Below are 13,113 nucleotides of genomic sequence, written 5' to 3'. Positions count from 1 at the left end.
TAGAAAAATTGCTCGCAAGCTCGTTTAGGGGGTGTCAAGATATGGCCGCGACGAACCCATAAGAAAGAGACCCCATGCGGCGCAACGACACCAGCAGCGATCCCCTCGACAGCCTGTACCGCCGCGTCAGCTGGCGGTTGATGCCCTTCCTTTTCCTGTGCTACGTGGCCGCCTACCTGGACCGCGTCAACGTCGGCTTCGCCAAATTGCAGATGCTGTCCGACCTGCGCTTCAGCGACACCATGTACGGCATCGGCGCCGGCATCTTCTTCGTCGGCTACTTCCTGTTCGAGGTGCCGTCCAATCTTTTGATGACGCGCACCGGCGCCCGCATCTGGATCGCCCGCATCATGATCAGCTGGGGCGTGATTTCGTCGGCGATGATGTTCGTCGACAGCGTCGCCACTTTCTACGTGCTGCGCTTTTTGCTCGGCGCGGCCGAGGCGGGCTTCTTCCCCGGTATCATCCTCTACCTGACCTACTGGTATCCGGCGCACCGCCGCGCGCGCATGGTGGCGCTGTTCATGAGCGGCGTGGCCGTGGCCGGCGTGGTGGGCGGTCCGCTGTCGGGTTGGATCATGAAAACCTTCGCCGGCCTTCATGGCCTGAGCGGATGGCAGTGGCTGTTCCTGCTCGAAGGCGTGCCGTCGGTGCTGCTTGGCGTGTGGACGCTGTTCTATCTGGACGACGGCATCCGCGCCGCCAAGTGGCTGAGCGAGGACGATAAGCAAAGGCTCGAGCAAGCCGTCGCCGAAGACGGCAAACAGCAACAGCACATGCCGCTCGCGCAGATGTTCAGCAACGGTAAGGTGTGGCTGCTGGCGCTGGTTTACTTCCTGTTCGTGATGGGCTTATATGGCGTCAGTTTCTGGCTGCCGCAGCTGGTCAAGAACAGCGGCATCGACGATGTCTTCACGATCGGCCTGCTGACGGCGATCCCGTATTTCGTCGCGGCGGTCGTCATGGTGCTGGCCGCGCGCCATTCGGACCGCAGCGGCGAGCGGCGCTGGCACGCGGCGGTGGCCGCGCTGGCCGGCGCGCTGGGCCTGATCGTTGCCACCGTCTACAGCGACAACACCGTCATCGCGATGGCGGCGCTGAGCGTGGCCACGGCCGGCATCCTGAGCACCTTCCCGATCTTCTGGAGCCTGCCGACGGCCATGCTGGGCGGCGCTGCGGCGGCGGCCGGCATCGCGCTGATCAACTCGGTCGGCAACTTGGCCGGCTTCGTCAGCCCGTATCTGGTCGGCGCGATCAAGGACGCCACGCACAGCACGGCCAATGGCATCTATTTGCTGGCCGCCAGCCTGGTGATCGGCGCGGTGCTGGTGGTGGCGGCCGTGCGCCGGACTTGATTCCGTTCCGATTACCTGGGAGGTAATCGCCGCGCCATGCCGATTTCCGGAGAATGGGTTCTGTCGATTCGACACAACTACTCAAGGAGATCATCATGACCCATACCGCTACCCCCGCTGACATCGCCACCCAATACCTGGCCGTCTGGAACGAACGCGATGCCGCCGCCCGCCGCGCCCTCGTGGCGCGCGCCTTCAGCGTCGACGCCAGCTATGTCGATCCAATGATGCGCGGCGCCGGCCACGACGGCATCGACGCCATGATCGCCGGCGCGCAGGGCCAGTTCCCCGGCTACCGCTTCGAACTGGACGGCACGCCGGACGGCCACAACGACGTGGTACGCTTTTCGTGGACCCTTGGCCTGCCGGGCGCCGCGCCGGTGGCGCACGGGACCGATGTGGCCCAAGTGGCCGGGGACGGGCGCCTGGCCAGCGTGACGGGCTTCCTCAACGCGGTACCGGCCTGAGCTACATTATCGACTTGCCCACACGATGGAGACGCCATGAACACAGCGGCCGCCCCGGACCAGTATTTCAGCGATTTCGCGGCGGCGCTGCGTTACTGGCGCGGCAAGCGCGGCTACAGCCAGCTGCGCCTGTCGACCGAGGGCGAGATTTCGCAGCGTCACATCAGCTTTCTCGAAAGCGGCCGATCCCAGCCCAGCAAGGAGTTGATCCTCAAGCTGGGCATGGTGCTGGAGATCCCTTTGCGACAACGAAACGTCATGCTGCTGTCGGCCGGTTTCGCGCCCGCCTACCAGGAGCGCAAGCTGTCCGATCCGGAGCTCGACGCGGTGCGCCAGGCGCTCGATTTCATGCTGGCGCAACAGGCGCCGTATCCGGCGCTGGTGGTGGACCGGTTGTGGAACCTGGCCATGGCCAACGCTCCGGCCGCCGGCCTGATGCGCTGGCTGCTGGGCCTGCCGGCGGACGCCGCCCTGCCCACCGACGGCTCGGTCAACGTGCTCAAGCTGATGCTCGACCCCGGCGGCGTGCGCCAGTACCTGCATAACTGGCAGGACGTCGCGGCCGACCTGCTGCACTGGATACAGCGCGAAGCCATGAGCGACGGCCCCGGCAGCGAGGCCACGACGCTGTTGAGCGAGTTGCTGGCGCTGCCGGGCATCGGCGGCGTGGCGGGCAGGGGAGCGGCGCCCAACCTCGACCGCCGCGCGCTGCCGTTTTTGCCGGTGACGATACGCAAGGACGGCGTTGAGCTCAATCTGTTCACCACCATCGCCACCTTGGGCACGCCGCACGACGTGACGGTGCACGAATTGCGGGTCGAATCGTTTTTCCCGGCGGACGCGGCCAGCGCGGAGTGGTTCCGGGCACGTTACGGCCAGCCCGGACTTGCAGCCTGAGCAATTTCAGAGGATACTGTATGGATTCACAGTAATTTGTTGAATTGGGCGGGGCTTGGCGATCGATATGCCAACGGTTCGCATGCATGTCGGATTACGCTGCGCTAATCCGCCCTACGTGTCTCCCATAACTATCGTCTTCAACTCGACCGCAGAGACACGTAGGGCGGATCAGGCGGAACGCCGTAATCCGCCATTTATGAGCCGCCGATGACGCAAGCAAGTCGGACCACGTGATTCGAATGAATGTTTTAACGTAGTGGCTTTAGCATATGACTGACGACACCCGGCGCATCGCCCACCTCGACATGGATGCGTTCTACGCCTCCGTGGAGCTGTTGCGCTACCCGGACCTGCGCGGCCAGCCGGTGGTGATCGGCGGCGGCCGCGACGCCCAGCCGGTGTTGCAGGAGGACGGTACGCACCGCTACGCCCGCCTGCGCGACTATGTCGGGCGCGGCGTCATCACTACCGCCACCTACGAGGCGCGCGCGCTGGGCGTGGGCTCGGCCATGGGCATGATGAAGGCCGCCAAGCTGGCGCCCGACGCCATCCTGTTGCCGGTCAACTTCGACGCCTACCGGCATTTTTCCCGTCTATTTAAAGCCGCCGTGGCGTCGATCGCGCCGGATTTCGAGGACCGGGGCATCGACGAGATCTATATCGATCTGACCCGCGTGGAAGGCGAAACGCTCGAACTGGCGCAGCGCATCAAGCAGGCCGTGCGCGACGCCACCGGCCTATCTTGCTCGATCGGCATCACGCCCAACAAATTGCTGTCGAAAATCTGCTCCGACCTGGAAAAGCCCAACGGCCTGACCATCCTCGGCTACGACGACATCCCCGCGCGCATCTGGCCGCTGGGCGTGCGCAAGATCAACGGCATCGGCCCCAAGGCCACCGAAAAACTGGCGGCGCTGGGCATCGAGACCATCGGCCAGCTGGCCGCCGCCGACGCCGGCCTGTTGCAGGACCACTTCGGCGCCCACTACGCCGGCTGGCTGTCCACGGCCGCGCGCGGCATCGACCACCGCGAAATCTCCACCAGCTCCGAGAGCAAATCGATCAGCCGCGAAACCACCTTCGAGCGCGACCTGCACGCGCGCCAGGACCGGGGCGCCTTGTCCGGCATCCTGACGTCGCTGTGCGACCGTCTGGCGGACGACCTCAAGCGCAAGGGTTACGTCAGCCGCACCATCAGCATCAAGCTGCGCTTCGACGATTTCCAGATCGTCAGCCGCAACGTCACCCTGCCGCAGCCGGTGGCGGACCCGACCGCCATCCTGCACGCGGCACGCGAATGCCTCAAGCGCGTGCCGCTGGAACGGCGCCTGCGGCTGCTGGGCGTACGGGCCAGCACGCTCGAACCGCCGCCGCCGGAAGGCGCAACGCACGCCCGGCGCGGCGTGCAGGGCGACCTGTTCGCATAGTTTCAATCCCACCACAATCGGTCGGGGGCGGCCGCCACCGTGTAAAATGGCGCTCCCCTGGCATTACTGAACAAGGCACTCACTCATGTGGTTTAAGAATCTTCAGATTTACCGTCTGCCGGCCCCATGGGCCTACACCCCCGAACAACTGGAAGCCGCCCTCGCTCCCCACTCCTTCGTACCAGCCAGCAGCAACGAGTTGCTGCGCCAGGGTTGGGACACGCCGCGCCCGAACGGCGGCCTGGTGCACGTGGTGAACAAGCAAATGCTGATTCTGCTGGGCACGGAGAAAAAACTGCTGCCGTCGACCGTCATCAACCAGGTCGCCAAGGCCCGCGCCGCCGAGATGGAAGAAGCGCAAGGTTTCGCTCCTGGCAAGAAAGCCATGAAAGAGCTGAAAGAGCGCGTCGCCGACGAACTGCTGCCGCGCGCGTTCTCGATCCGCAGCAACGTCTGGACCTGGATCGATCCGGTCAACGGTTGGCTGGTGGTCGACGCGGCGAGCCCGGCCAAGGCCGACGAAGTGATCAAGCTGCTGCTCAAGGCCGTCGATAAACTGCCGCTGGAAAGCCTGCGCGTGCAGCGCTCGCCGGTCGGCGTGATGACCGAATGGCTGCAGGCGGACGACGCCCCGGCCGGTTTCACGGTCGACATGGACACCGAGCTGCGCGCCACCGGCGAGAGCAAGGCCGCCGTGCGCTATGTGCGCCACACCCTGGAAGCGGACGAGGTGCGCCGCCACATCGCCGCCGGCAAGCAGTGCACGCGTCTGGCGATGACGTGGGACAGCAAGATTTCCTTCGTGCTGACCGAATCGCTGGCGATCAAGGGCATCAAGCCGCTGGACGTGATCAGCGAAAAGGAATCGAGCACCAAGAACGATGAAGAGCGTTTCGACGGCGACTTCATGCTGATGACGGGCGAGCTGGCCAAGCTGATGGCCGATGTCGTCGAAGCATTGGGCGGCGAAGCGAAAGCCTAAGTTTTTTGGTAAAAAAAAGCCGCGACATCGCAGGATGTCGCGGCTTTTTTTCGTCTGGATAAACCCGATGCGCTTTCGCCTAAGCGCGTGCGCCGCCACTTAAGGGTCGGACCCCGTACGGGGTCCGACCCTGGTTTGCCGTGCGGGTTTACAGCGGCTGGAACACGCCGGCCGCTTTGTTCTTCTGCACGTTATCCCAAGCGAAGATCTTGCCGTTCATCGCCACGTACACGCCGGGCGGCAAGGTTTGCGCCACGCCACAGGCGAAGCCCAGGTTGAACAGCGCGTCCGAATTGGCGATCTCGTAGGGGATCATGGCGCCGGTCAGCACGATCGTCTGGCCGAGTTCGGCTGGTCCCAGCACCATGGCCGTTTGCGGCATCGTGTCGGTGCCGTGGATGATCACGATCGCCTTCTCCGGCGCGGCGCGGCACGAGGCCAGGATGCGCTCGCGGTCGGCGTCGACCATGTCGAGCGAATCCATCAGCGGCAATGTTTCAAGCGCCACATCGACGGTCAGACGGCAGCGTTCCAGCAGCGCCGGCACGTGGCTCTCGGCGAAGCCCAGGGTGCCGTTCAATTCGTTGTAATGTTTGTCGAAGGTGCCGCCGGTGGCGAGGATGCGCAAAGTCATAATAAAAGCTCAAGCTGAGGAAAATGACCTGCATCATAACCCAAACCCCCGGACACACCGCAGCGCAAAAAAAGAGGGCGCGGCGGGCTGGAAAGTTGGGCATACTATGTCTACACTGGTTTCTTTTGTCCGTCTCCACACCATGAAAGCCGTCGCTCCCGGAACTGTTATTTTTCATCGCCATCGCGGCTACGGCGTCATCACGTCGGTCAATCTGCTGACCGGCTGGATCTCCGCCCGCTTCGGCAGCGAGTCGCGCACGCTCGACCTGAATCTGTCCACCGACGAGGTGCAGTTCGCCGATGGCGAGGCGATCCTGTTCCGCCGCGCGCCGCCCGACCGCATGCCCCACGCGCGGCTGATGGCGGTGGTGCGCGCGTTGCACAAGGCGGGTTATCAAAGACTCTATTTGTATTCCTGGCCCAAGCCGTCCGGCTTGCACTGGCGCTGGCATCTGTTCACCGGCCAGCGCGACTGGATGCAGCGTTCGTGGCGCGAGGGCTGGTATGGCTCAGGGGCCGACTACAACGTCAATCCGGTGATGGGCTGGGGCGACTCGCCCGGCGCCACCACGGAGGAACTGATCCATGCGCTGGCCAAGTTCGATCCGCAGGGACTGGCGCAGGCGCTCGGGCGCGACGAGGACCACACCGCATGGTTCGACAGCGTGTGCGAGGCGTTGTTGCCAGGGTATATGTACAGTCTGGACATGCAGCGTGCCGATGGCGGGCCGCTGACGGACATGCCGGCGGTGCCGGTGATCCCGGTGCGCGCGACGTTGCCGCCGTACGCGGGGCCGGAGATCGGCTGGCCGCCCGGCTGGGCCGGACTGTGGAACAAGGTGCACGTGATGCCGACGCCGCGCATCAACCTGACCGGTTTGCCCGAAGTGCCGGAACAGACCGACTAGCACGCAAACATCGCCCTCCTCTTTCGAGTATCTGGAAAAAAGTAAACTGGACTTTCAATGGGTATCAATCGCTGAGAACGTGATTAGAATGGCTGTAGCAATTCGGCGCGGTGGACCTTAACAGCGAAGGTAAGCGACTATGAACATCCATTTCAGCAATCGAAAAGTGTTGGTGACCGGTTCCACCAACGGTATCGGCTTTGCCGCCGCCAGGGGCTTCCTTGCCGCCGGCGGGGAAGTCGTCATCAATGGCCGCAGCGAGGCCAGCGTCGCAAAAGCATTGCAGCGCTTGGGCAACATAGAGGGCGGCGGCAAGGCGATCGGCTTCGCCGGCGACTTGGCAACCGAGGCCGATGGCGCGCGCCTGCTTGCCGAGCATCCACACTTCGATATCGTCATCAACAACCTGGGCATCTACGAGCCGCGTGATTATTTCGACACGCCCGATAGCGACTGGGACCGCATCTTCCAGACCAACGTAATGTCCGGCGTGCGTTTGTCGCGGTATTACGCGTTGGGGATGGCGGAGCGTGGCTGGGGACGCATCGTGTTTATTTCGTCCGAATCAGGGGTTAACATTCCTGCCGACATGATCCATTACGGCGTGACCAAGGCCGCGCAGTTGGCCGTCTCGCGCGGCCTGGCCAAACGCCTGGCCGGCACCGGCGTTACGGTCAACTCGGTGCTGCCCGGCCCGACCTTGTCGGAAGGCGTCGCCGAGATGCTCAAGGAACAGGTCGAGCAGTCGGGCGAAAGCCTGGAGAAGGTGGCGGCCGATTTCGTCGTCGCCCATCGCAGCTCGTCCATCATCCGGCGCGCGGCGTCGGTGGACGAGGTGGCCAACATGATCATCTACGTCAGTTCCGAACAAGCGTCAGCCACCACCGGCGCCGCGTTGCGGGTCGATGGCGGCGTGGTCGATACCATTATCTAAGCCACCGGCTGAAACCTGGCGTTGGCCTTGTAGTCGGGATTGTTGATTTTGTCGCAGCTGCCTGCGACAAAATCGACGATGTTCTGGAACGCGTGGCGGAAGTACAGCTCATAGCTGTCCTGCTCCACATACCCCAGGTGCGGCGTCGCCAGCACGGTGGGGATGCGCAACAGTGGCGAGTCCGCCACCAGCGGCTCGGTCTCGAACACATCGATCGCCGCGTAACCCGGCCGGCCCTTGTTCAGTGCGTGCTCCAGCGCGTCGGGCGCCACCAGCTCGGCGCGGCTGGTGTTGACGAAAAGCGCCGTCGGTTTCATGCGCGCCAGATCGTCCGCCGTGACGATGCCGCGCGTATCCGGATGCAGCCGCAGATGCAGACTCAGCACATCCGCCTCGCCGAAGAACGCCTCGCGCGACGCCGCCGCCGCATGGCCATCGGCCACCGCCTTGTCGCGGCTGGCCTGGCTGCCCCACACCACCACTTTCATGCCGAATGCCCGGCCGTAACCGGCGATCATCTGGCCGATCTTGCCGTAGCCCCAAATCCCAAGCGTGCGGCCCTTGAGCACCACGCCGAGGCCGTTCAACTGCGGGTTGACCGAGGCGGTCTGCCACAGCCCATCCTTCAGATTGGTCGCGTAGGGCACGATCTTGCGCGCGGCGGCCATAATCAGCGCCCATGTCAGCTCTGCCGGCGCGGTCGGCGAGCCGACGCCCTCGGCGATTGCGATGCCCAGCTCGGTCGCGGCGGTCACATCGACGTGGCCGGCCAGCTTGCCGGTCTGGGAAATCAGCTTCAGGTTAGGCAGCCTGTTCAAGAGCGCCCGATTCAATGTAGTACGTTCGCGTATCAGCACCAGCGCATCGAACGGCGCCAGCCGAATTGCCAGCTGACCCAGCCCTTTTGTTGTGTTGTTGAACACTTTAACCTCGTGCTCGCGCAATAAATCATAGCAATCGAGCGTGGCGGTTGCGTTCTGGTAATCGTCGAGAATAGCGATTTTCATGGAAGTTAGCCGATCTTGTGATGGAATCCGTAGCGAAATAACAGTGTCAGAAAGAACCTGAATAGCTTACTACTTTAGTCAACCAATTCTCCTACATTTTTGATCGAATCGCCTATTGACGGGTGTACAATCGCTCAAAAAATGAACAACTCCCTACCAAAAAGAGTTGCGCGCCAATGCACACACTTGGCGCTTTCGACAAGACCGCCGTGATCCGCCGACCCATTTCGAATGGGGTTCCGAGCGCAAGCCACAAGCTGACGACGATCCTGCCGCGTAGAGACCAAAGAATTCTTAATTGTATTGGAGGTACTATGAATCAGCCCGTCATGGGTGGCGTTGCCACATTGAACGTCCCAGCTTACATCAAACAACAAAAACTGATCAATTGGGTGGCGGAGATCGCCGCGTTGACCAAACCGGACCGCATCTACTGGTGCGACGGCTCGCAGGAAGAGTACGACCGCCTGTGCGCCGAAATGGTCGCCGCCGGCACCATGAAAAAGCTGAACGAGGAAAAGCGTCCGAATTCCTACCTCGCCTGCTCGGACCCGACCGACGTCGCCCGTGTCGAAGACCGCACCTACATCTGCTCCAACACCAAAGAGCAGGCCGGCCCGACCAACAACTGGATGGCGCCCGCCGAAATGCGCGCGACCCTGAACCCGCTGTTCGACGGTTGCATGGTTGGCCGCACGATGTACGTCGTGCCGTTCTCGATGGGCCCGCTGGGCTCGCCGATCGCGCACATCGGCGTCGAATTGTCCGACTCGCCTTACGTCGCCGTCAACATGCGCATCATGACGCGCATGGGCAAGGCCGTCTATGACGTGCTGGGCACCGACGGCGAATTCGTGCCGTGCGTGCACACCGTCGGCGCGCCGCTCACCGCCGGTCAAAAAGACGTGGCATGGCCATGCAACCCGACCAAATACATTGTCCACTACCCGGAGACCCGCGAAATCTGGTCCTACGGTTCGGGCTACGGCGGCAACGCGCTGCTGGGCAAGAAGTGCTTCGCGCTGCGCATCGCCGCCAACATGGGCCACCAGGACGCGGCCAAGGACGGCATGGGCTGGCTGGCCGAACACATGCTGATCCTCGGCGTCGAATCGCCTGAAGGCAAGAAGCACTACGTCGCGGCGGCCTTCCCATCGGCTTGCGGCAAGACCAACTTCGCCATGCTGATCCCGCCGGCGAGCTTCGACGGCTGGAAAGTGACCACCATCGGCGACGACATCGCCTGGATCAAGCCGGGCGCCGACGGCCGCCTGTACGCGATCAATCCGGAAGCGGGTTACTTCGGCGTTGCCCCTGGCACCAACGAAAAGACCAACTTCAACTGCATGGCTTCGATGCGTGAAAACACCATCTTCACCAACGTCGCGCTGACCGACGACGGCGACGTCTGGTGGGAAGGCTTGACCAAGGAAGCGCCGTCGCACCTGATCGACTGGCAGGGCAAGGACTGGACGCCGGACTCCGGCACCAAGGCTGCGCACCCGAACGCCCGCTTCACCGTCGCCGCCACGCAGAACCCGGTGATCGACGCCGCCTGGGACGATCCGGCCGGGGTGCCGATCTCGGCCTTCATCTTCGGCGGCCGCCGCTCGACCACCGTGCCGCTCGTCACCGAAGCGCGCAACTGGGTCGAAGGCGTCTACATGGCCGCGACGATGGGTTCGGAAACGACCGCCGCCGCCGCCGGCCAGATGGGCATCGTGCGCCGCGACCCGTTCGCGATGCTGCCGTTCATGGGCTACAACATGAGCGACTATTTCCAGCACTGGCTGAACCTGGGCGAAAAGCTGGGCAAGGTCAACGCCGCCACCCTGCCGAAGATCTACTGCGTCAACTGGTTCCGCACCGACGACCAGGGCCACTTCGTCTGGCCTGGTTTCGGCGACAACATGCGCGTGCTGAAGTGGATGCTGGAACGCATCGAAGGCTCGGCCGGCGGTATCGAAAACATCTTCGGCACCACCCCGCGCTTTGGCGACTTGAAGTGGGACGGCATCCCGTTCTCGCCGGAGGAGTTCGAAACGATCACCTCGATCGACAAGGACGCATGGCGTGAAGAGTTGAAACTGCACGAAGAACTGTTCACCAAGCTGGCTTACCACCTGCCGAAGGAACTGACGGCAGTGAAAGCCGAGCTGGAACAGCGCTTAGCGTAATCGATGTAACACGTAGGGCGGATTAGGCGGAACGCCGTAATCGGCCACGTATGAGCTGTTGACGGCTCATGCATGGCCGATTACGCTACGCTAATCCGCCCTACGTGTTTCGTATGTCCAGCAAGCTCATCATCTTCGATTTCGACGGCACGCTGGCAGATACCTTTCCCAGCTTCGTGCGCGTGTTCGACCAGGCCGCAGACAAGTACGGCTTCAAACGCCTAGACCGCGAGCACCAAGGCGTCCTGCGCGGCCTCGACGCCCGCCAGATCATGGCGCATCACGACATCCCTCTCTGGAAAGTGCCGGCCATCGCGCGCTTCATGCGCGCACGCATGGCGGACGACATCTCCAACATAAAACTGTTCGCAGGCATCGACCACGTGCTGCGCGCCTTGCACGCGCAAGGTACGGTGCTCACCATCGTCACCTCCAACTCGCCGGCCAACGTGCGCGCCATCCTCGGGCCGGAACTGCTTGCCCTGTTCAGCCATGTGGAATGCGGCGCGGCGCTGTTCGGCAAGCCGTCCAAGATACGCAAGGTGCTCGCCGCCACTGGTATCGCACCGCAGGATGCGATGTTGATAGGCGACGAGATCCGCGACGCCAAAGCGGCCGCCGATGCCGGCATCGACTTCGGCGCTGTGGCATGGGGCTTCAACCACGTCGACGCGCTGGCGGCCCAACGTCCGCAGCGGATTTTCCGCGACGTCGACGACCTGCTCGATCTCAGTCCGGATACTGCGCTGCTTCGCCAAGGATAACCTTCGGCTCCAGATATGCGTCCAATCCGTAGGGACCGAACTCGCGGCCGATGCCCGACTGCTTGAAGCCGCCGAACGGCGCGATCAAGTCATCGTGCACGCCGTTGATATGCACCCGTCCCGCGATCAACCGTTCGGCCACTTGATTCGCGCGCGCCAGGTCGGTCGAGCTGACATAGGCCTGCAAGCCATAAGGCGTATCGTTGGCGATGGCCACCGCCTGGTCCTCGGTTTCATAGGTGAGGATCGACAGCACCGGTCCGAAAATCTCTTCCCTGGCGATGGTCATCGACGGCGTGACGTTGGCGAAGACCGTCGGCCTGACGAAGTAGCCCGCCTCCAGCCCTTCCGGCTTGCCGGGCCCGCCCGTGAGCAGCTCCGCGCCTTCCTCGATGCCGGTGCGGATATAGTGCTGCACGCGCTCATACTGCTTGCTGGTGACGATAGGTCCCAGCGCCACACCCTCGTCGCGTGGATCGCCGACGGTGAACGCCTCCGCTGCCGCTTTGGCCAGCCGCTTGACCTGTTCCAGCCGGTGGGCTGGCACCAGCAGGCGCGTGCCGGCGAGGCACGCCTGGCCATTGTTCAGGAAGCAGGCCTGGATCGCCATCGGTATCGCCTTGTCGAAGTCGGCGTCGTCGAGCAGCACGTTGGCGCTCTTGCCGCCCAATTCCAGCGTCACGCGTTTCATCGTATCGACAGCCGCCCGGGCGATGGTCTTGCCGACCAGGGTGGAGCCGGTGAAGGAGATCTTGTCGATGCCGGGATGGGCGCTGATCTCGGCACCGACCACGTCGCCGCGTCCATTGACGATGTTGATCACACCCGGCGGCAGTCCGGCCGCGTGGAGGCATTCGGTGAGGATCTGGTTCTGCACCGCGCTCAATTCGCTCGGCTTTACCACCACCGTGCAGCCGGCCGCGATGGCGGTGGCGACCTTGTTGGCGATGAACCAGGCGCTCGAATTCCACGGCGTGATGATGCCGACCACGCCCACCGGTTCCAGCATCACCTTCGAGACGCCGACGGTTTTGACGAAGTCGTGATCCTCCATCACCTTTTTCACGTCCAAAAACATCTTGGCCGTGTAGCGCGACCGTCCAACGCTGGTCTTGAGCGGACCGCCGTATTCCTCGACCAGCGCCCGCGCCGCGTCGTCCGCGCGCGCGGCCACGGCATCGTGCAGCTTTTGCAGGTACGCGCCGCGTTCCGCCTTGGTGGTGCGGGAAAAGGCCGGGAAGGCCGCCTTGGCGGCGGCGATGGCGAGGCGGGTGTCCTCGACATCGCCCAGGCGTACCTGGCCGGTCAGCTGCCCGGTGGTGGGGTCGACGAGATCGGCCATCTCCGTCCCGTGCGGGGTGACGAATTGTCCGTTGATGTAGATATGTTCGATGTTACGCATGGCTAGGCTCCTGTTTCGACTTGGTGGAATAGGTGCGTCCATTCTAGGAAGCGGGGCGCCTGCGCGTTAGTGGGGTTCCTGCACGATCTTTGCCTGATTCTGCCTGTCGCGTGAAAATGCGCTTTGCTCCCGCCTTTTGGCTATTCGTCACAAA

At 63.3% G+C, this 13,113-nt stretch carries 12 protein-coding genes; 9 read left to right on the top strand and 3 right to left on the bottom strand.

What is annotated here, in order from left to right; translation table 11 throughout:
* Nucleotides 1–74: 74 nt before the first annotated feature.
* The 5 genes from NHH88_00590 to NHH88_00570 all read left to right on the top strand — a co-directional run bounded on the left by NHH88_00590 (nucleotide 75) and on the right by NHH88_00570 (nucleotide 5,131).
* Nucleotides 75–1,355, top strand: a complete 1,281-nt coding sequence (locus NHH88_00590; protein USX14330.1) for an MFS transporter — start codon at nucleotides 75–77, stop codon at nucleotides 1,353–1,355.
* Nucleotides 1,356–1,450: 95 nt separating this feature from the next.
* Nucleotides 1,451–1,822, top strand: coding sequence for a nuclear transport factor 2 family protein (locus NHH88_00585; protein USX14329.1), 372 nt, complete (start codon nucleotides 1,451–1,453; stop codon nucleotides 1,820–1,822).
* 36 nt (nucleotides 1,823–1,858) lie between these two features.
* Complete coding sequence (locus tag NHH88_00580; protein USX14328.1) at nucleotides 1,859–2,719, top strand: helix-turn-helix domain-containing protein; 861 nt, start codon at nucleotides 1,859–1,861, stop codon at nucleotides 2,717–2,719.
* A gap of 272 nt (nucleotides 2,720–2,991) precedes the next feature.
* Entirely contained in the window at nucleotides 2,992–4,149 is a 1,158-nt protein-coding gene (gene dinB / locus NHH88_00575; protein ID USX14327.1) for a DNA polymerase IV, read from the top strand.
* 85 nt (nucleotides 4,150–4,234) lie between these two features.
* Nucleotides 4,235–5,131, top strand: a complete 897-nt coding sequence (locus NHH88_00570; protein USX14326.1) for a recombination-associated protein RdgC — start codon at nucleotides 4,235–4,237, stop codon at nucleotides 5,129–5,131.
* A gap of 148 nt (nucleotides 5,132–5,279) precedes the next feature.
* Here the strand turns inward: NHH88_00570 and NHH88_00565 are convergent, their stop codons facing one another.
* The gene (locus NHH88_00565) at nucleotides 5,280–5,765 is read right to left on the bottom strand and encodes an asparaginase (protein ID USX14325.1); all 486 of its coding nucleotides are present in this window, start codon (nucleotides 5,763–5,765) and stop codon (nucleotides 5,280–5,282) included.
* Nucleotides 5,766–5,907: 142 nt separating this feature from the next.
* On the opposite strand from NHH88_00565, the gene NHH88_00560 reads away from it, so the two are divergent.
* The gene (locus tag NHH88_00560) at nucleotides 5,908–6,675 is read left to right on the top strand and encodes an L-asparaginase (protein USX14324.1); all 768 of its coding nucleotides are present in this window, start codon (nucleotides 5,908–5,910) and stop codon (nucleotides 6,673–6,675) included.
* A 139-nt stretch (nucleotides 6,676–6,814) separates the two neighbouring features.
* A complete protein-coding gene (locus NHH88_00555; GenBank protein ID USX14323.1) occupies nucleotides 6,815–7,609 on the top strand; it encodes an SDR family oxidoreductase in 795 nt (264 codons plus the stop codon).
* On the opposite strand, the gene NHH88_00550 is transcribed toward NHH88_00555, so the two are convergent.
* Nucleotides 7,606–8,616 carry a D-2-hydroxyacid dehydrogenase family protein gene (locus NHH88_00550; protein USX14322.1) on the bottom strand — a complete coding sequence of 337 codons (1,011 nt, stop codon included), beginning with the start codon at nucleotides 8,614–8,616 and terminating at the stop codon, nucleotides 7,606–7,608. The two genes, NHH88_00555 and NHH88_00550, sit on opposite strands and share 4 nt — an antisense overlap.
* Nucleotides 8,617–8,930: 314 nt before the next feature.
* On the opposite strand from NHH88_00550, the gene NHH88_00545 reads away from it, so the two are divergent.
* Both NHH88_00545 and NHH88_00540 read left to right on the top strand, forming a co-directional pair.
* Nucleotides 8,931–10,793 carry a phosphoenolpyruvate carboxykinase (GTP) gene (locus NHH88_00545; protein ID USX14321.1) on the top strand — a complete coding sequence of 621 codons (1,863 nt, stop codon included), beginning with the start codon at nucleotides 8,931–8,933 and terminating at the stop codon, nucleotides 10,791–10,793.
* A gap of 113 nt (nucleotides 10,794–10,906) precedes the next feature.
* Nucleotides 10,907–11,557, top strand: coding sequence for an HAD hydrolase-like protein (locus tag NHH88_00540; protein USX14320.1), 651 nt, complete (start codon nucleotides 10,907–10,909; stop codon nucleotides 11,555–11,557).
* Here the strand turns inward: NHH88_00540 and NHH88_00535 are convergent.
* Nucleotides 11,523–12,959: an aldehyde dehydrogenase family protein gene (locus tag NHH88_00535; protein ID USX14319.1), complete on the bottom strand. Its 1,437-nt coding sequence runs from the start codon at nucleotides 12,957–12,959 to the stop codon at nucleotides 11,523–11,525. The genes NHH88_00540 and NHH88_00535 overlap by 35 nt on opposite strands.
* Nucleotides 12,960–13,113 lie beyond the last annotated feature (154 nt).

The organism is Oxalobacteraceae bacterium OTU3CAMAD1, assembly GCA_024123915.1.
Taxonomy (GTDB): Bacteria; Pseudomonadota; Gammaproteobacteria; order Burkholderiales; family Burkholderiaceae_D; genus Rugamonas.
The sequence above is the reverse complement of the archived record's forward strand: the minus strand, read 5'-3'. Positions and strand labels throughout refer to the sequence as shown.

Excerpts from the sequence above, each read along its gene's own strand:
- NHH88_00590 (USX14330.1), top strand. The coding sequence starts at position 75 with ATGCGGCGCAACGACACCAGCAGCGATCCCCTCGACAGCCTGTACCGC.
- NHH88_00585 (USX14329.1), top strand. The coding sequence starts at position 1,451 with ATGACCCATACCGCTACCCCCGCTGACATCGCCACCCAATACCTGGCC.
- NHH88_00580 (USX14328.1), top strand. The coding sequence starts at position 1,859 with ATGAACACAGCGGCCGCCCCGGACCAGTATTTCAGCGATTTCGCGGCG.
- dinB (USX14327.1), top strand. The coding sequence starts at position 2,992 with ATGACTGACGACACCCGGCGCATCGCCCACCTCGACATGGATGCGTTC.
- NHH88_00570 (USX14326.1), top strand. The coding sequence starts at position 4,235 with ATGTGGTTTAAGAATCTTCAGATTTACCGTCTGCCGGCCCCATGGGCC.
- NHH88_00565 (USX14325.1), bottom strand. The coding sequence starts at position 5,765 with ATGACTTTGCGCATCCTCGCCACCGGCGGCACCTTCGACAAACATTAC.
- NHH88_00560 (USX14324.1), top strand. The coding sequence starts at position 5,908 with ATGAAAGCCGTCGCTCCCGGAACTGTTATTTTTCATCGCCATCGCGGC.
- NHH88_00555 (USX14323.1), top strand. The coding sequence starts at position 6,815 with ATGAACATCCATTTCAGCAATCGAAAAGTGTTGGTGACCGGTTCCACC.
- NHH88_00550 (USX14322.1), bottom strand. The coding sequence starts at position 8,616 with ATGAAAATCGCTATTCTCGACGATTACCAGAACGCAACCGCCACGCTC.
- NHH88_00545 (USX14321.1), top strand. The coding sequence starts at position 8,931 with ATGAATCAGCCCGTCATGGGTGGCGTTGCCACATTGAACGTCCCAGCT.
- NHH88_00540 (USX14320.1), top strand. The coding sequence starts at position 10,907 with ATGTCCAGCAAGCTCATCATCTTCGATTTCGACGGCACGCTGGCAGAT.
- NHH88_00535 (USX14319.1), bottom strand. The coding sequence starts at position 12,959 with ATGCGTAACATCGAACATATCTACATCAACGGACAATTCGTCACCCCG.